Origin of the sequence: Rubrivirga sp. S365 (assembly GCF_032248475.1) — a bacterium.
Classification (GTDB): Bacteria; Bacteroidota; Rhodothermia; order Rhodothermales; family Rubricoccaceae; genus Rubrivirga; species Rubrivirga litoralis.
In genome coordinates, this window is sequence record NZ_JAVTTN010000001.1 from 857,661 (window position 1) to 882,018 (window position 24,358).

General features: G+C 73.7%; 21 protein-coding genes. 5 read left to right on the plus strand and 16 right to left on the minus strand.

Annotated features, from left to right (window positions below):
• The first annotated feature begins 237 nt into the window (after positions 1-237).
• The 5 genes from RQM47_RS03785 to RQM47_RS03805 all read left to right on the plus strand — a co-directional run bounded on the left by RQM47_RS03785 (position 238) and on the right by RQM47_RS03805 (position 5,955).
• Positions 238-1,521, plus strand: coding sequence for a cation:proton antiporter (locus RQM47_RS03785; RefSeq protein ID WP_314007413.1), 1,284 nt, complete (start codon positions 238-240; stop codon positions 1,519-1,521).
• Positions 1,522-1,644: 123 nt separating this feature from the next.
• Positions 1,645-2,544, plus strand: coding sequence for an alpha/beta fold hydrolase (locus tag RQM47_RS03790; RefSeq protein WP_314007416.1), 900 nt, complete (start codon positions 1,645-1,647; stop codon positions 2,542-2,544).
• Between the two features lie 191 nt (positions 2,545-2,735).
• Positions 2,736-4,328, plus strand: coding sequence for a GNAT family N-acetyltransferase (locus tag RQM47_RS03795; protein WP_314007420.1), 1,593 nt, complete (start codon positions 2,736-2,738; stop codon positions 4,326-4,328).
• A gap of 330 nt (positions 4,329-4,658) precedes the next feature.
• Positions 4,659-5,387 (plus strand): hypothetical protein, encoded by a 729-nt coding sequence (locus RQM47_RS03800; RefSeq protein ID WP_314007422.1) that lies wholly within the window; start codon positions 4,659-4,661, stop codon positions 5,385-5,387.
• A 73-nt stretch (positions 5,388-5,460) separates the two neighbouring features.
• Positions 5,461-5,955: a nucleoside deaminase gene (locus RQM47_RS03805; protein WP_314007423.1), complete on the plus strand. Its 495-nt coding sequence runs from the start codon at positions 5,461-5,463 to the stop codon at positions 5,953-5,955.
• Positions 5,956-6,045: 90 nt separating this feature from the next.
• Here RQM47_RS03805 and RQM47_RS03810 read toward each other — a convergent pair whose 3' ends face one another.
• From RQM47_RS03810 to RQM47_RS03885, 16 genes are all read right to left on the minus strand, one after another.
• Entirely contained in the window at positions 6,046-6,435 is a 390-nt protein-coding gene (locus tag RQM47_RS03810) for a VOC family protein (RefSeq protein ID WP_311661230.1), read from the minus strand.
• Between the two features lie 16 nt (positions 6,436-6,451).
• On the minus strand, positions 6,452-6,781 hold the full coding sequence (locus tag RQM47_RS03815) for a high-potential iron-sulfur protein (protein ID WP_314007428.1): 330 nt from the start codon (positions 6,779-6,781) through the stop codon (positions 6,452-6,454).
• A gap of 49 nt (positions 6,782-6,830) precedes the next feature.
• Complete coding sequence (locus RQM47_RS03820) at positions 6,831-7,853, minus strand: sugar phosphate isomerase/epimerase family protein (RefSeq protein ID WP_314007429.1); 1,023 nt, start codon at positions 7,851-7,853, stop codon at positions 6,831-6,833.
• Between the two features lie 82 nt (positions 7,854-7,935).
• Positions 7,936-9,126 (minus strand): Gfo/Idh/MocA family oxidoreductase, encoded by a 1,191-nt coding sequence (locus tag RQM47_RS03825; RefSeq protein WP_314007432.1) that lies wholly within the window; start codon positions 9,124-9,126, stop codon positions 7,936-7,938.
• 148 nt (positions 9,127-9,274) lie between these two features.
• A complete protein-coding gene (locus RQM47_RS03830; protein ID WP_314007435.1) occupies positions 9,275-10,018 on the minus strand; it encodes a ThuA domain-containing protein in 744 nt (247 codons plus the stop codon).
• On the minus strand, positions 10,006-10,872 hold the full coding sequence (locus RQM47_RS03835; protein WP_314007437.1) for a hydroxypyruvate isomerase family protein: 867 nt from the start codon (positions 10,870-10,872) through the stop codon (positions 10,006-10,008). The genes RQM47_RS03830 and RQM47_RS03835 overlap by 13 nt, the downstream gene beginning before the upstream one ends.
• A gap of 42 nt (positions 10,873-10,914) precedes the next feature.
• Positions 10,915-11,802, minus strand: coding sequence for a sugar phosphate isomerase/epimerase (locus tag RQM47_RS03840; RefSeq protein WP_314007439.1), 888 nt, complete (start codon positions 11,800-11,802; stop codon positions 10,915-10,917).
• A 98-nt stretch (positions 11,803-11,900) separates the two neighbouring features.
• A complete protein-coding gene (locus tag RQM47_RS03845) occupies positions 11,901-13,349 on the minus strand; it encodes a Gfo/Idh/MocA family oxidoreductase (protein WP_314007440.1) in 1,449 nt (482 codons plus the stop codon).
• Between the two features lie 121 nt (positions 13,350-13,470).
• Positions 13,471-15,246 carry a GMC family oxidoreductase gene (locus RQM47_RS03850; protein ID WP_314007442.1) on the minus strand — a complete coding sequence of 592 codons (1,776 nt, stop codon included), beginning with the start codon at positions 15,244-15,246 and terminating at the stop codon, positions 13,471-13,473.
• Positions 15,247-15,343: 97 nt separating this feature from the next.
• The gene (locus RQM47_RS03855; protein WP_314007445.1) at positions 15,344-16,108 is read right to left on the minus strand and encodes a gluconate 2-dehydrogenase subunit 3 family protein; all 765 of its coding nucleotides are present in this window, start codon (positions 16,106-16,108) and stop codon (positions 15,344-15,346) included.
• Between the two features lie 84 nt (positions 16,109-16,192).
• The gene (locus tag RQM47_RS03860; protein ID WP_314007448.1) at positions 16,193-17,509 is read right to left on the minus strand and encodes an MFS transporter; all 1,317 of its coding nucleotides are present in this window, start codon (positions 17,507-17,509) and stop codon (positions 16,193-16,195) included.
• A gap of 142 nt (positions 17,510-17,651) precedes the next feature.
• Positions 17,652-18,365 carry a DUF1080 domain-containing protein gene (locus tag RQM47_RS03865; protein ID WP_314007451.1) on the minus strand — a complete coding sequence of 238 codons (714 nt, stop codon included), beginning with the start codon at positions 18,363-18,365 and terminating at the stop codon, positions 17,652-17,654.
• Between the two features lie 100 nt (positions 18,366-18,465).
• A complete protein-coding gene (locus RQM47_RS03870) occupies positions 18,466-18,885 on the minus strand; it encodes a hypothetical protein (protein ID WP_314007454.1) in 420 nt (139 codons plus the stop codon).
• 39 nt (positions 18,886-18,924) lie between these two features.
• Positions 18,925-20,310: a vanadium-dependent haloperoxidase gene (locus tag RQM47_RS03875; RefSeq protein WP_314007457.1), complete on the minus strand. Its 1,386-nt coding sequence runs from the start codon at positions 20,308-20,310 to the stop codon at positions 18,925-18,927.
• Between the two features lie 158 nt (positions 20,311-20,468).
• Positions 20,469-23,867, minus strand: coding sequence for a VCBS repeat-containing protein (locus RQM47_RS03880; protein WP_314007460.1), 3,399 nt, complete (start codon positions 23,865-23,867; stop codon positions 20,469-20,471).
• An 81-nt stretch (positions 23,868-23,948) separates the two neighbouring features.
• Entirely contained in the window at positions 23,949-24,353 is a 405-nt protein-coding gene (locus tag RQM47_RS03885; protein ID WP_311661253.1) for a GIY-YIG nuclease family protein, read from the minus strand.
• Positions 24,354-24,358 lie beyond the last annotated feature (5 nt).

The following is a 24,358-nucleotide window of genomic DNA, read 5'->3' on the forward strand; positions in this document are numbered from 1 at the left end:
ACCGCAAACGCTTGATTCAGGGTTTCCCCCGCGAGCCCTCTGCTCCCTGGACAGGCGCACGCGCTTTTCTGGATCCCCGTTCGGCCGCCCTCACGAACACCGCGGCCGCCCCGCCGGAGGGCGCCGAACGACATGGGCGGGGCGGGGTGGGCCGCCCCGCCCGCGGACCCCCGACGACGGCGCGGCGTCTGTGCCCGCTGCCTCGCCTCTGGGGCGCTTTCCAGACCCACCCCGCCCGTGACGCCCCGCATCCTCGCTATTACGGCCCTCGGCCTCGGCCTCTGGGGGGCCGCCGCGCTCGAACGGCCGCTGCGGCGGGTCCCCATCTCGCTGCCGATGGTGTACGTCGCGCTCGGGTGGATCCTGTTCTCGCTCCCGCTCGGGCTCCCCGTGCTCGACCCGGTCGGGAACGAGTCCCACACGTTCGCGGCCGAGGTGCTGACGGAGTTTATCGTGATCGTGTCGCTCGTGGGGGCCGGGCTCGCCATTGACCGGCGGTTCTCGGTCCCGGCGTGGGGGCAGGTGTGGCCGCTCCTCGCGGTGACGATGCCGCTGTCGGTCGCGGCCGTGGCCGTGGCGGGGTGGTGGGGGCTCGGGCTAGCCCCGGCCTCGGCCATCCTGCTCGGCGCCGCGCTCAGCCCGACCGACCCGGTGCTGGCGCGGAACGTCCAGGTCGGGCCGCCGGGCGAGAGCGAGCGCGACGACGTCCGGTTCGACCTGACCGTCGAGGCCGGCGCCAACGACGGGCTCGCCTTCCCGTTCACCTACCTCGCCATCGCGGCGGCCGGCGCGACCGGGCTCGGCCCGTGGCTGGCCGAGTGGGCGGCCGTCGACCTCCTGTGGCGGGTCGCGGCCGGCGTCGCCGTCGGGTTCGCCGTCGGGCGGGTCGGCGGGTGGTACGTGTTCGAGCAGTCGGAGGAGACCGGCGACGACACCGACGACGACACGAACGAGGGGCTCGTGGTGATGGGGACGCTCCTGGCGGCCTACGGGCTCGCCGAGATCGTCGCCGGCTACGGATTCCTGGCCGTGTTCGTGGGCGCCGTCGCGGCCCGCCAGCGCGAGGCCGACAGCGAGTACCACGCGGCCTCGCACCACTTTGCGGACCAGGTCGAGCGCGTGGTGCTCATCGCGATGCTGCTCGGGTTCGGGGGGCTCCTCGCCAGCGGCGTGCTCGACGCCCTCACGTGGCCGGCCGCGATCCTCGGGCTCGCCGTGCTCCTCGTCGTCCGCCCGCTGGCGGGCATGGCCGGGATGTTCCGGTCGGCGCTCCCGTGGGCGGGGCGGGGGGCGGTCGCGTTCCTCGGCGTCCGCGGGATGGGCACGCTCTACTACCTCGCCTACGGCCAGACGCACGCCACGTTCGAGGGCGCCGACGTGCTCTGGGCGACGGCCTCGTTCACGATCCTGGCCTCCATCGTCCTCCACGGCATGACGGCCCAGCCCATCATGCGTTGGCTCGACCGCCACGACGCGAAGGCCGTCCCGGAGAGCGAGCGCAGCGCGGAGGTCCGCCTCTGAGGGCGGGGCGGGCGACGTGCGGGCGGGGCGGCCCCGCGAGGCCCCGCCACCCCGCCCGCGCGCACCGGGGGCGGGGCGGACGGCTCCTCCCCGCCTCGTCTCCTCTTCTTCCCACCCCGCCCGATGCTCGACCTGCTCCGAAAGCTTGACCCCGTCGCCTACGCCGTCCGCCGCGCGCGGGCGCTCGCTCGGCGCCGGGCCGGCCTCTCGCGCCGCGAGGCGCGGCTGCCGTCCGGCCTCGACGTGGTGTACCTGGACTCGGGCGGGGCGGGCGCGCCGCTCGTGCTCGTCCACGGCATCGGCGCGTCGAAGGACCACTGGCCGCCGCTCGCCGAGCGGCTGGGCGGGCGGTTCCGGATCGTGGTCCCCGACCTCCCGGGCTACGGCGAGAGCGAGCACGACGCCGACACGTCGCTCGCGGGCCTGACCGCGGCCGTCTACGAGCTGGCCGAGACGCTGGAGCTGGGGCCGTTCCACCTGGCCGGCTCGTCGATGGGCGGCCGCGTGGCGGCCGAGCTCGCCGCGGCCCACCCCGACGCCGTGCGGACGCTCTGGCTCATCGACCCGGCCGGCGCGCGCGGCGAGGCGCTCAGCGAGATGATCGAGCGGACCGAGGCCGGCGAGCCGCCCCCGCTCTTTTCGCGGACGCCCGAGGAGTACGCCGACGTCGTCGCGTTCACCATGTCCGAGCCGCCCGACCTCCCCCGCCCCGCCCTCCGCGTGCTCGCCGCCGAGGGCGCCCTCCACTACGACCGCTACCGCCGCCTGTTCGACGCGCTCGCCGACGAGCTCCGCGACGGCCCGACGACCGAGGAGCTCCTGGCCGGCCTCGACGTGCCCACGCTCGTGACGTGGGGCGGGGCGGACCGCGTGCTCCACCCATCGGGGGCCGCCACGATCGCCGCGGCCATGCCCAACGCCCGCGCCCACGTCATGCCCGGCCTCGGCCACGTCCCCATGCTGGAGGACCCCGAGGGGACGGCGGCCGCCTACCTCGCCTGGCTCGAAACGGTCGGCGCGTAGCGGGCGGGGCGGTCCCGTTGCCGCCGCCCCGCCCCGAGCACAACCGGCGGGCGGCGTTGCCGCCCGGTGGGCGGGTGGCGCCGCGACGGGCGGGGCGGACCTCCGTCTCCTCCCGCGCTCCACCCCGCCCGCGGCACACGGGCGGGGCGGGGCGGTTCAACGGGCTCCCCACCCCGCCCCCGCGCTCGCCCGTGCCCGAGATCGACCTCGACGACTTCCAGACGACGCTCCGCGTCCGCCCCCTCACGCCGGCCGACCACGAGGCCATCGTCCGCCTCCACGACGTCGCCTTCCCCGGCATGACCACGTGGACGCCTGAGGAGCTTGCCGAGATCGTCGCCGCGTTCCCCGAGGGCCAGCTCGGCGTCGAGGTCGACGGCCGGCTCGTGGCCTCGTCGTTCAGCCTCGTCGTCGACGTCGACGAGTACGGCGCGGGCCACGTTTACGACGACGTGGCCGGTGACGACCTGGCCGAGAACCACGACCCCGACGGCGACTCGCTCTACGGCATCGAGGTCGTCGTCGACCCGACGTACCGCGGGATGCGCATCGGGCGCCGGCTTTACGAGGAGCGGAAGGCGCTCGTCCGGCGCCTCAACCTCAAGCGCATCGTGATCGGCGGCCGGCTCCCCGGCTACCACCGCGTCTCCGACGAGATGACGGCGCAGGAGTACGTCGAGCGCGTTCAGGCCCGCGACCTCGTCGAGCCCGTCCTCACGTTCCAGCTCGCCAACGGCTTCGCCATCAAGCGCGTCGTCCCAGGTTACCTCCCGGACGACGCCGAGTCCGAGGGCTACGGCGTGATGATGGAGTGGGTCAACCTCCACTACGCGCCCGACCCCGCCGAGCGCACGCGGAGCACGTTCCCGGTCCGCGTGGCCGCCGTCCAGTACCCGGTCCGCACGATCGAGTCGTTCGACGACTTCGCGCGCCAGGTCGAGTTCTTCGTCGACGCCGCGGCCGGCTACCGAGCCGACTTCGTCCTCTTCCCGGAGATCTTTACGCTCCAGCTCCTCTCGTACCTCCCGCGCGCGCGGCGCGGCGCGGCCGTCCGCCAGCTGGCCGCGCTCGCGCCGGACTACCTCGACCTGTTCCACGACCTCGCGCTGAAGTACAACGTCAACGTGATCGGCGGGAGCACGTACGCCGAGGAGGACGACGGCGTCTACAACGTGGCCTACCTGTTCCGCCGCGACGGGTCCATCGAGAAGCAGGAGAAGCTCCACGTGACGCCCAACGAGCGCCGCTGGTGGGGCGTCCGGCCGGGGTCGGGCGTCCGCGTGTTCGACACCGACCGCGGGCGCGTGGCCATCTCGATCTGCTACGACGTCGAGTTCCCCGAAGTCGCGCGGATCGCGGCGGCCAAGGGCGCTCAGATCCTGTTCGTCCCGTTCTGCACCGACAACCGCCAGGGCTACCTCCGCGTGCGGCTGTGCGCGCAGGCCCGGGCCATCGAGAACCAGATGTACGTGGTGACGGCCGGCGTGACGGGCCTCATCCCCGACGTCGACAACATGGACGTGAACTACGCCCAGAGCGGCGTCTTCACGCCGTCCGACTTCCCGTTCGCGCGCGACGGCGTGGCCGCCGAGTGCGAGCCGAACGTCGAGGCCCTCGTCATCGCCGACGTCGACCTCGAGCTCACGCGCCGGAACCGGCTCGTCGGGACCGTCCGCCCCTGGACCGACCGCCGGCCCGACCTCTACGAGATCGTCGAGAAGACGCCGACCGCCCCGCCCCCGATGCCCGACCCCGTCCGCACCGACCACGTGCCGACGGGATGAGAGGCGCCATCCGGGCGGGACAGGTCCAGTCACTCGGGAAGAACGGCGGGCGCCTCGAACCAGGCGACAGCCGAACAGGCTTCGTTCTTGCGTCGTACGTTGGCCTCTTCTGCCCCCGCCCTCATGAATACTCCTTCGTACGTCAAGTTTGACCGCAAGGGCGTCCCCTACGTGGAGTACGCGGACCTCCGGGAGCAACCGGAGGTCAAACGGCAGTTGAAGGCGGCTCGGCGCGTCCTAAACCGCATGAAGGAAAGGCAGCGGGTGGGGAACGAGGCCACGCTTCGGCAGGGAGACGAACGGCCATAGGTGCATCGAGGTCAGTAGCCCGTGCCATTTAACCTTCTCCTGCTCCCAGCTCTCGGCGGCTACTTGTCTCTGCGGTTCTGGAACCGGACGCGGTTCTTCTTGGCTCGCCAAGACGGCTATCGGTTTGTCCTGTGGGTTGCCTTGGCGGCTACGGCCCTCCTCGCGGTAGCGACGCTGCTGGTGGCTGCTCTCTACGCGACGGGAGCGGGGCGGAGTGCCGCGACCGTCTGGCACCGTGCCGTTCCCTTTGTGCACTCCGGCAAAGCCGTGGCAGCGCTCGGGCTCGGTGCTATTGCCCCGCTCCTCTTGAACAGCGTTCCCCAGGTTGTGGGGCTGCGGTTCGACGGTTGGAACAACGAGCGGTACTGGGCTAGGCGCGCACTCGATGTGGCAGGCGACGAGTTAGAGCTCCTCCTCTTCCGTTCGCTCGAACACAAGATGCTCGTGATGGCGACCCTGAGCAGCGGGAAGGTGTACGTCGGTTTCGTAACACGGTCTCTGCCCCCAGACGTAGAGCGACGTTACCTCCGGGTTCTTCCCGTTGCCAGCGGCTACAGAGACGAAGACGACCAGCAAGTCGAGTTCACAACGCTCTATGAGGAGGTCCGGCAGCAAGCCGAGAACGTCGAGTCTCCGCTGTACGGGTTGCTAGATCAGGACTTCGAGATCGTGATCCCAGTCCGCGAGCTCGTCACAGTCAACCTCTTCGACTTCGTCGCTTACGAGGCGTTCAACGCAGACGCGGCGTGAGACGCGTCTCGAAGCGTGGTGGCCTGCGACTAGAAGACGCCGACCGCCCCGCCCGCTCCAACCCACCACTCCCATGCCCGCCCCGCCCGCGCTGACCGACGCCGACCGCGCGCACCTCCGCCGCTGCGTGGAGCTGGCGGCCGACGCCCTGGCCCACGGCGACGAGCCGTTCGGCTCCGTCCTCGTCAGCGCCTCGGGCGAGGTGCTCGCTGAGGCCCGCAACCGCGTGGACTCGGGCGACGCGACGCGCCACCCCGAGTTCGCGCTCGCGCGCTGGGCCGCCGACGAGGTCGACCCCGACGACCGGGCGGCGGCCACCGTCTACACCTCGGGCGAGCACTGCCCGATGTGCTCGGCTGCGCACGCGTGGGTCGGTCTGGGGCGGATCGTCTACGCGACCTCGGCCGCGCAGCTCGCGGAGTGGCTGGAGGCGTTCGGGGCGCCCGCCCCGCCCCTGCGCCTGCTCCCGATCGGGGACGTGGCCCCCGACGTCGAGGTCGTGGGGCCGGTGCCCGAGTTCGAGGACGAGGTCCGCGAGCTCCACCGGCGGTCCCACGAGGGCGGCTGAGGCCGCCCCGCCCCGAGCGGGGCGGACGAGCGGGGCGGGCGCTGGGCGCGCGGGCGGGGTGGTCGGGTGCCGCCCCGCCCATCCCGCGCGCTACGGCACCTCGTAGAGCTCGAGCGGGAGCCCGTCGGGGTCGGCGAAAAACGTGAACCGCCGGCCCGTCCCCTCGTCTCGGCGGACGGCCTCGACCTCGACGCCGTCCGCCTCCAGGTGGGCGACCGCCGCGTCCAGGTCGTCGACGGCGAACGCGAGGTGCCGCAGCCCCTGCGCTTCGGGCCGCGACGGGCGGGGTGGCGCGCCGGGGAAGGTGAACAGCTCGATCTGCGTGCCGTCGGGGAGCCCCAGGTCCAGCTTGTGCGAGCCGCGCGCGGCCCGGTACGTCTCGGCGAGGACGGGGAGCCCGAGCGTCTCGGTATAGAACCGCCGCGACCGGGCGTAGTCGGACGCGATGACGGCGACGTGGTGGACTCCGAGCAGGCGCAGCACGGGGCGGGGTGGCTCAGGCGGTGGCGGCGGCCCACCCGGTGCAGTAGCCGCCCGGCGCCACCGGGCCGGCGAACAGCTGGCAGCCGCCGCACGCCGCCCCGCCCGCGGGGGCCTCGTAGAACGCGCAGTTGCTGCACATCTCGCCCGGGATCGGCGTCACGTCGACGTAGTTCAGCGCCGCGCGCTGCTGGAGCTCCGCCGCCGTGAGGGCGCCGTAGCCCTCGCAGTTGGCGGCGACCACCCCGCCCTCGTCGCCCCCGCCGCAGGCGGCGAGGACCGGGCTGAGGGCGAAGGCGCCGGCGGTGGCGGCGAGAAAGCGGCGGCGGGAGACGGCGTCGGACATGGTCGGTGTGAGCGGGGTGGGGGAGGAGGCGGGGTGTACCCCGCGGCGGCTACGGGGTGCCCGCCTCGCTGGCCTTCGCGAACTGGGCGTCGAACACGACGTCCGACGGCGGGAAGTCGACACGGCGGACGAACGCGGCGGCCTCGGCCGCGCCGTGCTCACGGTCCATTCCCGCGTCCTCCCACTCGACCGAGAGCGGGCCGTCGTAGCCCACGCGGTTCAGCTCGCGGACGATGGCCTCGAAGTCGATCTTGCCCCGCCCGAGGCTGCGGAAGTCCCAGCTCCGGCGGGCGTCGCCGAACTCGGTGTGGCCGCCCAGGATGCCGGCCTCGGTCCGCACGCTGCTCCACCAGACGTCCTTCATATGGACGTGGAACACGCGGTCGGCGTGGTCGCGGAGGAACCGGACGTAGTCGGCGTTCTGGTAGCCGAAGTGGCTGGGGTCGAAGTTGATCCCGAAGGCGGGGTGCCCATCCATCGCGTCGAGCGCGCGCTCCCAGCTCGGCCCGTCGAACGCGATCTCCGACGGGTGGACTTCGAGCGCGAACCGGACGCCGAGCTCCTGGAAGCGGTCGAGGACGGGCGTCCACCGGCGGGCGGTCTCCTGGAAGCCAGCCTCGACGTCCTCGGGGAGGTTCGGGGGCCACGAGTAGAACAGGTGCCAGATGGGCGAGCCCGTAAAGCCGGTCACGACGTCGAGCCCGAGCTTTGCCGCCGCCTCGGCCGTGCGGACCACCTCGGCCGCCGCCCGCTGCCGGACGCCCTCCGCGTCGCCGTCGCCCCAGACGTGGGCGGGCACGATGGCCTTGTGGCGCCCGTCGATGATGGCGTCCGCGACGGCCTGCCCGACGAGGTGGCACGAGATGGCCCACACGCCCAGCCCGTTCTCCTCCAGGAGCGCCATCTGGCGCTCGGCGTAGCCGTCCTCGTCGAGCACGCGGCCCACGTCGAGGTGGTCGCCCCAGGTCGCCAGTTCGAGGCCGTCGTAGCCCCACGACGCCGCCTTCGGCGCGAGCTCGGCGATCGGCATGTCGGCCCACTGGCCGGTAAAGAGGGTGACGGGGCGGGGCATGGCGGGGCGTGGGAAACGGGCGGGGCGGGGGCCGACGGCCACCCCGCCCCAGTCTGCGGGCGGGGCGGCGGGCGGGGCGGTGCTAGGTGGGCGGCGTGTAGCTCGCGTCGACCCAAGCCTCGCGGCGGCCGCTCTCGAGCGCGGTCTGGATAAAGTGGACGCCGCGCGCGCCGTCCTCGACCGTCGGGAAGTCGAGGTCGAGCGGGTCAGGCTCGCGGCCGTCGCGGCGGGCGGCGATCGTGCGGAGGGCGCCCGCGTAGACGTTGGCGAACGCCTCGAAAAAGGCCTCGGGGTGGCCCGGAGGCAGCCGCGTCGCGTGGCGGGCCGCCGGGGCGAGGTCGTCGTGGCCGCGGCGGTAGACGCGCTCCTGGCCCTCGCGGGGGAGCAGCCGGAGCGCGTTGGGCTCCTCCTGGCGCCAGATCAGCGTGCCCTCGGTGCCGGACACGCGGAGGCGGAGGTCGTTCTCGACGCCGGCCGCGATCTGCGAGCAGTGGAGGACGCCGCCCGCCCCGGCGGTCTGCGCCCCGCCCTGCTGAGCCGCCCCGCCCTCGTATCGCAGGAGCACGTTGGCGTCGTCGTCGATGGCCCGGCCCGGCACGAACGTGCGGACGTCGGCGCAGAGCCGGTCGAGGCGGAGCCCCGTCACGTAGGCGGCCAGGTTCTCGGCATGGCTCCCGATGTCGCCCAGCGCGCCGGCCCCGGCCTTCTCGGGGTCCGTCCGCCACGCGGCCTGCTTCGAGCCCTCGCGCTCGACGGCCGTCGCCAGCCAGCCCTGGCTGTACTCGGCGACCACCTTGCGGACCTCGCCGATCACGCCGTCGGCGACGAGCGCGCGGGCCTGCTTCACGAGCGGGTAGCCCGTGTAGTTGTGCGTGAGCGCGAACACGACGCCCGCCTCTCGGACGGCCCGGACGAGCGCCTCGGCGTCGGCCAGCGTCGTCGTCATCGGCTTGTCGCAGATCACCGAGATGCCGCGCGCGATGAAGGCGTGGGCGACCGGCGCGTGGAGCCAGTTCGGCGTCACGATCGAGACCACGTCGATGCCGTCGTCGCGGGCGGCCTCGGCCTCGGCCATCTCCTCGTACGACCCATACGCCCGCTCGACGCCCAACTCGGCCGCGTGCGCCTTCGACTTCTGAGGGTCCGAGGAGAACACGCCGGCGACGAGCGTGGCGAGGCCGTCGAGCCGGATCGCCCGGCGGTGGACGTCGCCGATAAAGGCGCCGGGGCCGCCGCCGACCATGCCGATGCGGAGGGGACGAGAACGAGACACGGGGTCAGTGGGTCAGTGAATCGGTGGATCGGTCGGTCAGCGCGTCCGCCCCGCCCAGAGCGGTCGGGGGCGGGGCGGGGCGGGGCAAGATGCAGACGGCAGGGCGGCGCGTGGGACGTTGCTTGCCGCCCCGCCCGGGTGGGGCGGTCTAGCGTGCGCAGTCGAGGCGGGCGGCCCAGCAGACCGCCCCGCCCAGGTGCGCCAGGAACAGCGGCTCGGCGTAGCTCTCGGACGTGTGCCCGAGCGCCGTGTACGCCGAGCGGCCTTGCCTGACCTCGTGCGCCCACGCCGCCGGTGGAGTGCCCGCCGCCCCGCCCTCGTAGCTGGCCCCGTCGAGGCGGAGGAGCACGCGGACGTTCTCGGGCGGGGCGCGGAAGGTGTACCACTCGTCGGTCCGCACCCAGCGGGCGGGGAGGGCGCGCGTGGCGGGGTGGTCGGCGTCGGCGACCGCGAGCGCGGCCTCTTGGACGGCGGGGTGGCTCTCGAAGTAGGCCCCGACGAGGCGCCCGTACCACGGCCACGCGTACTCGGTGTCGCTTGCCGCGTGCACGCCGACCCAGCCGCCGCCGCCCTCGACGTACGCTCGGAGCGCGGCCTCCCCGCCCGGCCCCAGCACGTCGCCCGTGGTGTTGAGGAAGACGACGGCGGCGTAGGGCGCCAGCCGCTCGGGCGCGAACGCGAGGCTGTCCTCGGTGGCGTCGACCTCGAAGCCGCGCGCCTCGCCCAGCGCGCGGAGCGCGGCGACGCCGTCGGGGATCGAGGCGTGGCGGTAACCGGCCGTCTTTGTGAACACGAGCACGCGCGGCTCCGCAGTCGGCTCCGGCGCGGGCTCCGGCTCCGTCGTCGCGCAGCCGGCGGCGAGGACAGCGAGGGCGAGGGCTAGACGGTGCATCGGCGGACGGCGTCGGCGAGGGCGGGGCGGGGATCGCCGGTCGGGAGGAACTCCTGGGCCACGTAGCCGCTGTAGCCGGCCGCGTCGAGCGCGCGCACAATCGCCGGGTAGAACAGCTCCTGCGACTCGTCGATCTCGTGCCGCCCCGGTACGCCGGCCGTGTGGACGTGGGCGATGGCGTCGAGGTGGTCGGTCAGCGTGCGGATCACGTCGCCCTCCATGATCTGCATGTGGTAGATGTCGTAGAGCAGCCGGAACCGCGGCGACCCCAGCCGCTCCACGAGCGCGACGCCCCACGCCGTCGAGTCGGCCTGGTAGTCCGGGTGGTCGACCTTGGAGTTGAACAGCTCCAGGCAGACGGTGACGCCCAGGCGCTCGGCGAGCGGGAGGATCTGCTCGAGCCCCTGCGCCATCGTCTCCAGCCCGGCCGCGTCGTCCAGGCCGTCGCGGTTGCCCGAGAAGCAGATGAGCTGGGACCACCCCGCCCCCGCCGCCGCTTCGAGCTGCTCGCGGTAGGCCGGCACGAGCCACTCGTGGTGCTCGGCCCGGTTCCAGCCCTGGCGGAGCGGGTCGGGCACGCTGGCGGGCTGCGCCGTCATGGCGCACGTGAGCCCGTGGCGCGCGAGCGTCGGCGCGCTAGAGGGCTGGACGAGCTCGACGGACGCGATGCCCAGGTCGGCCGCGACGGCGCACAGCTCGTCCAGCGACCACATGCCGAACGGCCACTGGCAGACCGAGTGCCGGAACGACGCCTCCCGCTCGGCCGCCACGGGCGGGGCGGGCTGCAAACCAGCGGGGAGAGCCGCCAGCGGGAGCGCGGCCCCGGCGGTGCGGACAAAGTCGCGGCGGCGCATGCTCGGGCGGGGTGGGGGGCGGGGGGCTCGCGGGCGGGGCGGCTAGTCCCGGAGCGACGCGAGATAGTCGATGCTCCCCTCGGCGAAGGCGAGCGAGCCGGCCGGCGGCGTGTCGGCCTCGACGAACGCGTGCCGCAGCCCGGCCGCCCCGCTCGCGGCGAAGATCCGGGGCCAGTCGATCACTCCCGCGCCGACGGCCGTCTGCGTCATGTCCGACCCGGCCCCGTCCTTGACGTGCCACAGCGGGAACCGCCCAGGGTAGCGCTCGAAGATCTCGACCGGGTCGTAGCCGGCCACGTGCGCCCAGTACAGGTCGAGCTCCAGGACGACGAGGTCCGGGTCGAGGCGCTCGACAAAGTCGAAGTAGGCCGGGCGGTCGCCGCCGAACGTGTCGAACTCGAAGTCGTGGTTGTGGTAGCCCAGCTGCACGCCGGCGCCCCGCGCCCGCTCGCCGAGGCCGTTGAGGAGGTCGGCGAGCGCGAGGTAGCCGTCGCGGTCGGGCCGCGCGTCGGGCGGGAGCCACGGGATCACGAGGTAGTCGTGGCCGACCGCCGCGACGGTCTCCAGGGCCGCGTCGAACGTGGGCAGCCCGGCGTCCGCCATGCTCTCCGCGCCCTCGACCACCTCGGCCACCATCTGGTGCGCGCTCGGCGCCGCGAGGCCGTGCGCGTCGAGCGCGGCCATGAACACGGCCGGCTCGCGGTCGGCGTAGCCGGCCGTCTCGACCTCGCCGTAGCCGTACCGGCCCAGCATCTCGAGCACTCCGTTGACGTCGCCCGGGAGCACGTCGCGGAGCGTGTACAGCTGGATCCCGAGCACGTCGGGCACGCCGGCCCGGCGAGCGGCCTCCGCCGCGCGCAGCGCGGTCGGCCCGAGGACCACCCCGCCCACGGCGGCGGCGGACGACTGGAGAAAGCGGCGGCGATGCATGGCGGGTAACGGGTTATAAGGGACGAGCAAAGGGCGGGGCGGAGACGCGGGGCGGGGCGGGGGAGGCCTCTTGCTCTTTAGCCATCACCCGATACTCATCACCCGCCCAACTCCCACCCCGCCCGGTAGCGGCGAGAGAGGAGCGCGTCCGAGTCGGGCACGTTCGTGACCGCCCCGCCCGGGTCCACCGTGATGGGCTTGCCGGCGTTCATGGCCGCGATGCCGAGGAGCATGATCTCGTTGAGGTGCGCGCCGTAGTCGAACGGGCACGAGATCGGCTCCGTCCCCTGGATGGCGCGGACCCAGTTGGCCTCGTGGCCGCCCATGTCGCCCTCGACGCGCGGGAGCATCTGCGGCACGGCGGCCGCGGCCGCCTCCAGCGCCGCCGTGTCGCCGCCCCGCTGGGCGGGGAGGAAGCGCGGGTTGCGCCCGTACGTCTCGTGGACGAGCAGCCCGCGTTCGCCCACGAAGATCACGCCGCCGTTCGGGTCGACCGTGAACCCCTCGGGCGCGCTCTCGGGCGTCGGCGGCAGGAGCCCGCCGTCGTACCACGTCATGCGGACCTCCCCGCCCGGGTCCGCCGCGCCCGCCTGCGGGCCGGCCGCGGGGAACGTCCAGTCGGTGATCGTGGCGAGCGGGTACGTCCCCTTGTCGTCGGCGCCGCCGCCCCACGGCGTGTGCCGCGTCTCGACGCGGGCGGGGCGGCCCAGATCGAGCGCCCACACGGGGAAGTCGACGAGGTGCGCGCCCATGTCGCCTAACGAGCCCACGCCGAAGCCCACGAACCCGCGCCACCCGAACGGGTGGATGCCCGGCCGGTACGGCTGCTCCTCGTTCGGCCCCAGGTACAGGTCCCACGGGAGGCCGGGCGGGGCGGGCGCCGGCGCGGGCAGCGGGACGCCCTGCGGCCACCACCCGTTCGGCCGGTTCGTCCACGAGAGCACCTCGTGGACCGGCCCCAGCACGCCGGCGCGGACGACCTCGACCACGCGGCGGCCGTCGTCGCCCGAGTGGCCCTGGTTGCCCATCTGCGTCACCACCCCGCTCGACGTGGCGGCGTCACGCAGGAGGCGGCTCTCCTCGACCGTGTACGTCAGCGGCTTCTGGCAGTAGACGTGGAGGCCCCGCCCCATCGCGTCGAGCGCGGCGAGCGCGTGCATGTGGTCCGGCGTGGCGACCACGACGGCGTCCAGCCCGCTCTCTCGCTCCAGCATCTCGCGGAAGTCGGCGTACGTCGCGGCCCCGGCGTAGGCGTCGCGGAGCGCCCGCCCCGCCCGCTGCACGCCCGGGTCGTCCGACGCGAGCCGGCCCTCGACGGCCTCGGCCACGCGGCCCATGTCCACGTCGGCGAGCGCCGCGATGCGGACGTCGTCGCGGACGGCGAGGGCGGCGGCGTTCGAGGCGCCCATCCCGCCGGCCCCGATCACGCCGACCACGACGGCGTCGCTCGGGGCGACGTGGCCCGCCCCGCCCAGCACGTGGCGCGGGACGACGAGCGGGGCGGCGGCGGCGAACGCCGCGGTGCGGGCAAAGTCTCGACGGTTCATGGCGGGTAACGTGTGACGGGTAATGAGTGACGAGCAGGACCTGTGGGCGGGGTGGGGTCGCTCCAGACGAGCGGGCGGGCGGGGTGGAGGCCTTTGCCCATCACCCGTAGCCCGTCACTCGTCACACACGCAGGTCTCCCCGGTTGACGGCGTTGACGGCGTGGTCGACGGCGCGGGCCGTCATGGCCATGTAGGTCAGCGACGGGTTCTGGCACCCGGCCGACGTCATAAAGGCGCCGTCGGTGACGTAGAGGTTGGGGACTTCGTGGACCCGGTTGAACTCGTCCACGCACCCGGTCTCGGGCGTCGCGCTCATCCGCGCCGTCCCCATCTCGTGGATGCCCTCGCCGAGCCGGTACGGCTGGTCGAACGTCTGCACGTTCGTGGCGCCGGCGGCCTCGAGCATCTCGGCCCCGTCGTTCTTCATCCCCTCGCGCATCCGGTACTCGTTGTCGCGGATCGACCCGACGACGCGGGGGACCGGGATGCCCCAGGCGTCGACCTCGTCGGTCAGCTCGATCCGGTTGTCGTCGTAGGCCAGCGTCTCGCCGAACGGGTACATCGTGAACGACCACTGGCCCGGCTCCTGGAGCGACTCCTTGAGCGCGACGCCCACGCCGGGCTGGCCGGCCCCGCGGCCCCACCCCGCCCGGCCCGACCCGCCCTGGTAGCCGTAGCCGCGCACGAAGTCGCGGCCCGAGGACGGCTCCCAGGGGAGGTTCTGGAAGCGCGGGATGTAGATGCCGTTGGGCCGGCTCCCGAACGTGTAGCGGTCCTCGAAGCCCGGGACCTCGCCGTTCGCCCCGCACTTGAAGTGATGGTCCATGATCCCCTTGCCGAGCAGGCCCGACTGGTTGCCCAGCCCGTCCGGGAAGCGCGGCGTCGTCGTCTGCATGAGGATCTGGGCCGAGCCCAGCGCGCTCGCGTTCAGGAACACCACCTTGGCGTAGAACTCCAGCGGCTCCTTCGTCTCGCGGTCGATGACGCGCACGCCGCGGACGCGGTCCGTGTCCTCGTCGTAGATCAGCGAGTGGACGATGGAGTCGGGCCGGACGGTGAGGTTGCCCGTGGCCTGGGCGGCGGGGAGCGTCGACGAGAGCGAGCAGAAGTAGGCGCCGGCCGAGCAGCCCCGGTCGCACGGCCCGCAGTAGTGGCACGCCGCGCGGCCGCCCAGCGGCTGCGTGAGGATGGCGGCCCGCCCGATCGTCATGGCGCGGCCGTCGAAGTCGCGGGCGATCGAGTCCTTCACGTGGGTCTCGACGGCCGTCATGGGCATGGCCGGCAGGAACTCCGAGTCGGGGAGCTGGCGGAACCCGCGCGGCTCGCCCGTGATGCCCACGAACGGCTCGACGTACGAGTACCACGGCTCGACGTCGGCGTAGGTGATGGGCCAGCGCGTGCCGCGCCCCTCGCGCTCGTTGGCCGTGAAGTCTATGGGCGCGAGCCGGTACGTCTGGCGGCCCCACATGACCGACCGGCCGCCGAGGTGGTAGCCCCTCACCCAGAGGAACTCGTCGGGGGCGTCGTCGGCGCCCGTCTCGTACGGGTGGTCCACGTCGTCGACGTACCAGTGGGCCGTGTTCTCGTTGAACGGGCCGGCCTTCATCTGGCGGAACTGGCGGTCCTCGGCGTGGCGGCGGTCGCCCCGCCCGCGGAACGGGGTCTCCCACGGCGCCCGGTGCTCGGTGACGTAGCCGGCCCCGTGCTCGACGTTCCGGCCGCGCTCGAGGACCAGCGTCTTGAGCCCCTTCTCGGTCAGCTCCTTGGCGGCCCAGCCGCCCGAGATCCCGGACCCGATCACGATCGCGTCGTAGGGCTCGGCCCCGGACTGCACCTGGACCGTCCGGATCTTCTCGATAAAGGGGGCGCCGTGGGCGCCGTGTGCGTCGTGCTGCATGGGGGCGGGGTGGTTCAGAGTGGGTGAGTTCAGGGTTCAGAGGTCGGAGTCCGGGGAGGCAAAACCCTGAACTCCGAACCCTCCAACCCCAAACTCGTCAGGCCCAGGCGCGGCCGACGTCGGAGAGCGGGACGTCGGCGTCGTAGCGGCCCGGGACGGCGAGCCACTGGAGCTCCTCCGTCGCCCCGGCCTCGGACGTGTAGTAGCCGGCGAGCGTGAGCTCCTTGAGCTGGCGGAAAAAGGGCGGGGCGTCGTCGGAGGCGCCGGCGTGCGCCTGGCCCTCGCCGGTCTGGAGCTCGCGCTGGTCGCCCGCCTCGTCGTTCATCGCCTCGCCGAGCTCGCCCTGCATGCCGGCCACCTCGCGCTCGCGCTCCTCCTCGGCGTTGTACGTCCCCTCCTGAGCGGCCCCGGCCACGTCGCCGTCGACGGGCTCCTCGGGCGGGGCGGGCGGGTAGGTCTCGGCGTCCATCTGGGCCACGAGCCGCGCCTGCGCCTCGCCGTCGAGCGCCGCGAACGAGCCGCCCTCGGCCCGTCCGTCGACGTCGGCGAGCCCGGCGAGGAACCCGTCGCGCTCGTCCGGCGCGTACCAGTCCGTCAGCATGAGGTCGACGAACTGCGGCACGCCGACGTCGGCCGCCCCGGGCGTGTCGGTGGCCGGGAGGATCTGGTCGACGAGCGCAGCGAGCGTCCGCTGCTGCGGCTCGGCCAGCGTCTGGTAGGCGTAGGCCTCGCCGGCGGCCGGCGTGCGGCACCCGCCGAGGAGCCCGGACGCGAGCGGGGCGGTGGCCACCCCGCCCAGGACGAGCGAGAGCCGGCGGAGCGCCGAGCGGCGGCTGATCGTGTTCGAGAGGGCGTCGTGCATGGCGGGGGCGGGGCGGGGACGAACGGGCGGGGCGGGGACGAACGGGCGGGGGCGGCCACCCCGCCCTCCGAGCCCACCCCGCCCTCAGGAGACGACGGGGACGCCGGCCTCGGACGCCGGCGTGAGCGAGGCGTCGGGGGCGTCGCCCTCGGGCGTGACGGTGACCGCCGAGCGGTCGACGCGGTCGTGGAAGAAGGCGACGAAGAGGACGAGGACGATGGCCGCGAAGCCGGCCGGGATCCACCAGAACTGGGTCCACTCGGCGAGCGGGAGGACCTCGCGGCCCGAGAGGAACCCGTTGTAGACCGCCCCGGCCACCTGCGCGCCGATAAGCATGCCGACCCCGTAGGTCACGAGCACGAACAGCCCCTGCGCCTGCCCTCGTACGGCCGGCGTCGACTTTTTCTCGACGTAGATCTGGCCCGTCACGAAGAAGAAGTCGTAGCAGATGCCGTGGAGCGCGATGCCGCCCACGATCATCCACGTCACCGACTCCGGCGCGGCGAGCGCGAAGAGCGCGTAGCGGACCACCCACGCCACCATGCCCGCCGCCAGCATCCACTTGACGCCCCAGCGGACGAACAGGAGCGGCATGAGGAGCATGAACAGCACCTCGGACACCTGCCCGAGCGACTGCGTGGCCGCGATGTTCTCGAAGCCGGTCGCCTCCAGGAAGAGCTGCGTAAAGTTGTAGTACGCCGCGAGCGGGATGCACAGGAGCAGCGCCGCCCCGAGAAACACGTAGAACGACCGGCTCCCCAGCTGCTTAAACGCGTCGACGCCGGCGATGGACCGGACCGAGACGGGCTGGCCGGCGGCGGCGGGCGGGGTGTCGGGGAGCGTGAACGAGAACACGCCGAGCACGAGGCTCCCGATGCCGGTCAGGTAGAGCGGCCACGCCGTCGCCTCGGCCGTCACGCCCAGCACCGGGCTCAGGATGAACGAGATGGCGAGGCCGGCCACGATCCACCCGACCGTCCCGAACACGCGGATGATGGGGAACTCCTTTTCCTGGTCCTCCAGCTGCTCGAACGCGATCGTGTTCGAGAGCCCCAGCGTGGGCATGTAGCACAGGTTGTAGCCCAGGAGCACCAGGATAAACAGCGTCGGGTTCTGGATCAGGCTGGGCGCGAGCAGCATGAGCGCCCCACCCACGAGGTGGAGCACGCCGAACACCTTCTGCGCCGCGAAGTAGCGGTCGGCCACGAGCCCGAGGAAGAACGGGGCGACGATGGCGGCCACCGGGTTCACGGTGTACGGCCAGTGCGTGAGGTCGCCGAGCCCCTCGGCCGCCATGTAGACGGCGACCGTCGTGTACCAGGCGCCCCAGACAAAGAACTCCAGGAACATCATGGCGCTGAGGCGCGCCTTGACGGCCGTGGGCGGGGCGGTTCCGTTCATGGCTACAGGGGATGGTGGTCGTTCAACGAGGTTCCGACGGGGTCAATCGCTCGTGTTGCGTGGTCCGTATTGCGTGTCCGAGGCCGACGCAACACGCCAGACGCAACACCCGCCGACTCGTCACGTGTGGCTCGACGCTGCACTAGAGGGCGCGGATGCGGACGGCGCGGACGCGGAGCGCGTCGCCGTGGTCCTGGATGCCCACCACCCCGCCCCTGCGCGTGCCGTAGGCGGGGAAGGCGTCGGCGTCGCGGAACTTGGAGGCGGCCACGCGGGAGTCCCACCCGGGCGAGCCCTGCTCGGCCGCGACCACGCGCTCGCCGTTGAGCCAGTGCTCAATGCGCGGGCCGTCAGCCACGATGCGCGTCCGGTTCCACTGGGCGGGGCGGGCGACGCTGTCGGCCGGGACGTAGAGGTCGTAGAGGGCGCCGGCCCGGTGCGAGGGGTAGGCGCCGTCCGGGTTGCAGGCGTCGTCGAGGAGCTGGTACTCCAGCGCCGTCCGCCACGGGGCGTCGAGCGCAGGCCCCTCCTCGCCGCGGTAAAAAACGCCGCTGTTGCCGCACGCGGCGAGCTGCCACTCGAGCTCGAGCTCGAAGTCGTCGTAGGCGCCGTCCGCCATGAGGTCGCCGCGGTCCTCGGCGGCCGGGTCGAAGCGGATCTCGCCGTCGGCGACCGACCACGCCGCCGGCACGTCGTCGCGGTTGTAGCCGCGCCAGCCGTCGAGAGTCTCGCCGTCGAACAGGGCGACCCACCCGGTCTCCGTCCCGCCCGTCGTTTCCGCCCCGCCCGTGGTCGCGGGCGGGGCGCCGCAGGCGGCGAGCAGCAGCGTCAGGAGGAGGGCGGGGCGGGGCGGCACGCGGTTAACGGAGCGTGAAGGGCGGGGGCAATGTAACCGCCGCCCCGCCCCGGTGAAAGCCCTTCCACCCCGCCCACGCAGCAGGGCGCGGGCGGGGCGGTCAGCTCACGCGCCGGGCGACGAGCTCAATGTCGAGGACGCCGTTGCCGCCGCCGCGCCCGGAGAACGTCCCCTGCAGGCGACCGGGGTCGGTCTCCGTCAACGTCGCCACGACCGTCCCGGTGAACGGGGGGAGCGCGAACCGGAGATCGAGGGTGGCGGTCGACTGGAAGAACGAGCCGTCGACGACCGTGAACTCGACGCGCTCGGCCGGGAGCGCGTACTCGCCCGACCCCGTCACGCGGGTGCCTGTGTCCGTGAGCCGGAACGTCACCGGGTACTCGACCGACGGGTCGTTCATGTCCTTGATGACGCCCTCCCACGTGCCCGTGATGCCGACAGGGTCCGGCCCGCTGGCGTCGCACGCGGCGAGCGCGAGCGGGGCGAGAAGGGCGAGGACGACGAGCAGGCGGCGGGGCATGAGCGAGCCCAGAGGGCGGGGTGGGGGCGGCCGCCGAAGCTACTCCGCCGACCGCCCCGCCCCGGTGCCGGAGCGCGTGCCCCGCGCCTCGGCGACGGCGGCGGGCCGCGTCTGGAGCCGGTCGACGTGGAGGCGGCCGACGCCGCGGCCCTGCTCAACGCCGTGCTCGGCGGCCATCCGGTAGTGGATGCCCCCGTAGAGCCGGCTGATGGCGGCCTCCTCGGCCGCCGCGCGGAACGACGCGAACGAGCGGACCGGGAGACCGTAGGTCACCTCGGTCGTGTCGTCGAACGCGAACGGCTCACCGTAGAGGGCGGTGAGCGCCTCGGCGGCGGCGGCCGAGACCACGCTGTGGCCCGACGAGTACTCGGGGAACGGGGGCGTCTGCAAGAGCGGCGCCCACGCCTCGTCGATGTGCTCGTTGATGACGGTCTCCGGGCGGATGAGCCGGCTCCGGTACTTTTCGTCCCACACGCTGATAAAGGCGTCCGAGAGCGCGAGCGCGGTCCGCGCGTAGGCCTCGGCGGCACCCGCAAAGTCGTCGCCCGCTTGGCGGCTCGCGATGGCCGCGATGCCCATCCAGTGTCCGCCCGGCGTCAGCTTCTTGGTCGCGAACATGGCGTGGCCGCGCGTGTGCATCGTGTACGGGTTGCAGTCCCAGAACGAGGCGATCTCGCGCTGCTCGTCGGTCAGCCCAACCCCGACCTCGTACACCTCGTCGACCTCGCGGCGGAACGCGCTCCCGGGCGCCAGCGAGTACGCGTGGGGGCGGGGCGGCTTGAACTGGGCGGCCGAGTCGAGCACGAATGGGCGGAGCCGGCCCCAACTGGGCTCGATGGCGTCGAGGTAGGCCGGCGGCGTGGGCCGCCACGTGCCGGGCTCGTCGGTGACGGTGTAGGCCGGGGCGCTCCGCGTCTGGGCGTACTGGTCGTCCTTGGCCCACGCCAGCACGTGCTGCGCGACGGCCTCGCCGTAGGCCGCCGACCGCTCGGCGAGCGCGCCGCGGACGCCGGCCTCCTCTAGCCTCGCCTCGACCTCGTCGCCGTACGCGGCGACGGCCTCGTCCGAGAACGTGAGCGCCTCGGCGACGGCGAGCGCGGCCGAGAGCGCGGCGGCCGGCCCGTGGACCGGCTCGGCGGGCGGGGCGGGCGGGGCGTCCAGCCCGCGGAGCTGGCCGGCCAGCGACGCCCGCTCCTCCGTCACGGCCGCCAGCGCCTCGTAGGCGGCGACGGCCTGGTAGGCGTAGACGCGGCCGGCCTGGGGCGGGCTGAAGATGTCGTGCGTCATCGTCTCCGTCGTCGTCTGCACCAAGCCGTGCAGGAGCTCGGGGTCGGCGGCGGCCGGCGACACGTCCTCCAGCGCCGGCTCGGCGCACGCGGCGAGCGCGAGGGCGGCGACGAGGAGGGCGGGGCGGAGTCGGGGCATGGGGCGCACACTGGTCTCACACGTCGCGACAAGATCCATGAAAGCGCTCCCACGCGCAAGTCGTTCCGCCGCCCCGCCCTGGCTTTCCTCGGCGTCCGCCCCGCCCGAACGCGCTCCACCGAGAAGGGCTGAGGTGCCCGGGCGGGGTGGCGCCCGCTCTACCGCCGCGCGACGGCCGCCGCCCCGCCCACGCGGAGCACCTGGAGCGGCCCGTCCGAGGCCGCCGCTAGGAGCCACCGCGACCCGTCCGGCCGGCGGACGAACACGAGGTTGCGGACCTCGCCGTCGAGCGCGAGGCCGGCGTCGAGCCCGGCCGCCCGGAAGCCGCCCGCCGAGCCGCGCGCGTCGGGTCCGCCCCGCCCGCCGCCGCCCAGCAAGAGCAGGCCGAGTCCGGCGTCGTAGCGGCCCTCGTCGGGGCGCACGCCCAGGAGTCCGCCGCCGAGCACGAGGTCGGCCCGTCCGTCGCCGTCGACGTCGCCGGCGAGGGCGGCGTAGAGCGGCTCGGTCTGGGCGAGCCGAGGGAGCGGCGCCAGCCGGAACCGCCCCGACCCGTCGTTCCAGGCGACGACGCTCGCGAACGTGGTCGCCTCCAGCCGGTCGGCGTTGCGGGCACGGCGGCCGAACAGGTCCTCGGCTGTCCGCGCGCCGAACGCCGTCGCGGTGGGGAACCGCTGGCGGAGCTCGGGGAACTGCTTTTGGAGGAGCGGGACCGTCGCGACGGGGTAGTCGGCCCCGTCGCGCCAGGTCGTGAGGAGGGCGTCCTCCTGGCCGTTCCCGTCGAAGTCGGCGAGGAGCAGGCGGGCGGGGTGGTCGGGCGTAGCGCGGAGGCGCGAGTTGAGGCCCAGGTTGCCCAGCGCGAGGTCGGCGTCGCCGTCGCCGTCGAGGTCGGCCGCGGCGAGCGCCGTCCACCGGCCGGTCGCCCCGCCCAGGCCGACGTCGGCGGCCTCCAGCGCGCGGCCCGCGTTGCGGAAGACGGTCGGCGCCATCCACTCGCCCACGACCACGAGGTCGTCGCGGCCGTCGCCGTCGAGGTCCACCCACGCCGCCCGCGACACCATGCCGACACGCGCGAGGCCGGGCGCCTTCGCCTCGGTCACGTTGCGGAACCGCCCCGCCCCGTCGTTCTCCAGGAGCGCGCTCTGCGCGGGGCGGCCGTACGCCCGCGGCACGACGCGGCCGCCGACAAAGAGGTCGGTGTCGCCGTCGCCGTCCCAGTCCGCCGCCGCGACGGCGCCGGTGTGGGCGAAGAGGTCGGGGAGCGCGCCGCGCGGCGCGCGCTCGAACCCGCCCCGCCCGTCGTTCAGGTAGAGCCGGTCGCGGAGGGCTTCGTTGGTGCCGCGGAACTCGTTGCCGGCCGTGCCCACGTAGAGGTCGAGGTCGCCGTCGCCGTCGGCGTCGAAGAACGTGGCGGCCACGTCCTCGCCTTCTTTGTCCGCTTCCCACGGTCCGTTTTCTGTCTGCCGGAATCCGCTCGCGGTCTGAACGAAAAGAACGCTGGCCTGTCCGCGCGCGCCGCCCACGAACACGTCGTCGAGGCCGTCGCCGTCCGCGTCGCCGACGGCGAGCGCCGGCCCCTCGGTCGAGAGCTTGTGCGGCATGAGCCGCTCGCGGTTGAAGTCGACGAACACGTTCTCGACGTGGCGCCAGCCGAGCCCGCTCCGGGCCGTCACGTCCTCGAAGAGCCGGGCGGGGCGGGGCGGGGCGGCCGCGTCGTCGGGCGGGGCGGCGTCGGCCTGGCGGAGCGTGAGGGCGCCGGCGGGCACGTCCGCCAGCGTCTGCACGCGGCCGTCGGGCCATGTGACCTGCACCCGCCCCGCCCGCGCTGCTGCGCCCAGGCCGAACACGAGACGCGGGTCGACCGATGAGAGGTAGCCGCGCGTGGGGAACGCCTCGGCCGTCTGCGGCCCGGCCGCCGTCTCGACCGTCACGCGCGCGCCTACGCCGCCCGTGTTGGCGCCCTCGCCGACGAGCGTGATGCGGAGCGAGGTCCCGCCCCGCTCGGCCGCCGTGTTCTGGTAGACCGAGGCCGGGCCGCCCAGGTTGTTGACGACCAGGTCGAGGTCGCCGTCGTTGTCCAGGTCGGCGGTCGCGGCCCCGTTCGAGAACCCCTCCTGGTCGAGCCCCCAGGCGGCGCCGACGTCCTCGAAGCGGAGGTCGCCCAGGTTGCGGAACGCCTCGTTCGGGATCGACACCTGCGGCATCTTGGCGAGGAGCGCCTGATTCTCGTCGCTCGCGCCGTCGGCGAGGTCCTGCTGCACGACGTCGCTCGAGACGTAGTTGACGTAGTCGAGGTCGTTGGGCCGGCGCCAGATCCCGTTCGTCACGTAGAGGTCGCGGCGGCCGTCGAGGTCGAGGTCGGCGAGGAGCGCGGACCAGCTCCAGTCGGTCGCCTCGACGCCCGCGAGCGCGGCCACGTCCGAGAAGCGGGGCGTGCCGTCTGGCCCGAGCCCGCGGTTGAGCTGGACGCTGTTCCGGGCGATCTGGGCGCCGTAGCCCATCTCGCGCTTGAGCTCGGCCACGTCGTACGTGTCGTCGCCGGCCGAGACGGCGCGGACGGCCTCGCGGCGCGGGGCCATGTCGAGGACCACGAGCTCGGGGCGGCCGTCGCCGTCGAGGTCGGCGGCGTCGGCGCCCATCGAGAACCGCGACGTGTGCGCGAACGCCGTCTGCGACGCCTCGCGGAACGTGCCGTCGCGGTTGTTGAGGTAGAGGAAGTCGTGCTCGTGGAAGTCGTTGCCCACGTAGAGGTCGGGCCACCCGTCGCCGTCGGCGTCCGTGGGGACCACCGAGAGGCCGTAGCCCGAGATCCCGCTCAGGATGCCGGCCTCCTCGGTCACCTCGGTAAAGCGGACCGCCCCGCCCTGGTCCGCGTCGTTCCGGTAGAGCCGGTCGCCGCTCCGCTCGTCGCGCTGGCGCGTGAGGGCGGGGCGGGCGTACGTCCGGTCGGTGTGGACGGCGTGGTTGAGGAGGTACACGTCGAGGTCGCCGTCGCGGTCGTAGTCGAAAAACGCCGCCTGCGTGCCGAACCCCTCGAAGTCCAGGCCCACCTCGGCCGCCGCCTCGCGGAAGCGCGGGACGCCGTCGGGGCCGGCGCCCTCGTTCAGGAACAGCTCGTTCCGCCCGCGCTGCCCGCGGTACGCGCCGACAGCCGAGACGTAGAGGTCGAGCTGGCCGTCGCCGTCGACGTCGGCCATCGTCGCCCCGGTCGTCCAGTCGCTCGTGCCCGCCACGCCGGCCGCGTCCGTCACGTCCTCGAAGCGGATCGGCCCGCCCGGCGCGGTCCGGTTGAGGTAGAGCGCGTTCGGCCCCTCGTTCGACGTGAAGTAGAGGTCGGGGAGCCCGTCGCCGTCGACGTCGCCCGCTGCCACCCCGCCCCCGTTGTAGTAGTAGAGGTAGGAGAGGATGTTGAAGCCGGGGCCTTCGGCGAGCGCGTTCTCGAACGCCACGCCGGTCTCGGCCGGGTCGAGCGACACGAACAGCGGGTCCTCCGCCCCGCCCCCGCAGGCGGCGAGCACGAGCGCGGCGAGCAGGGCGAGCGGGCGGGGCGGGGCGGTCACAGGACGACGAGGCGGCAGGGCGGGGCGGGCGGAAGAGGGCACATGGGGAGGCTCGGCCTGAACGCACTGCACCCCAACCCGTCATTCCCGCGCAGGCGGGAATCCAGGAGGGGTGAGCTTCATCGTTGGAGTGGCTCCTCTTTCATGAACGGGGCTCGGCCTGTTCCGCGGGGCGGGGCGGCTCCTCGTGAGCGCCTCGCACCAGTCTGCGTAGAGGTCCCGCCACGCCGAGTTGCTCTCCTCGATGAGCCGGAGCTTCCACGCCCGCCGCCACTTCTTGATCTGCTTCTCGCGCCGGATCGCGTCCTGCACGTCGGCGTGTGCTTCGACGTAGACGAGCCGGTGGACGGCGTAGTCGGCGGTGAACCCCGCGACCGCCCCGCCCCGATGCTCGGCGACGCGGCGGACGAGGTCGCTCGTGACGCCGACGTAGAGCGTCCCGTTGCGGCGGCTGGCGAGGAGGTAGACGTAGCCGGGGCGTGGCACGGGCG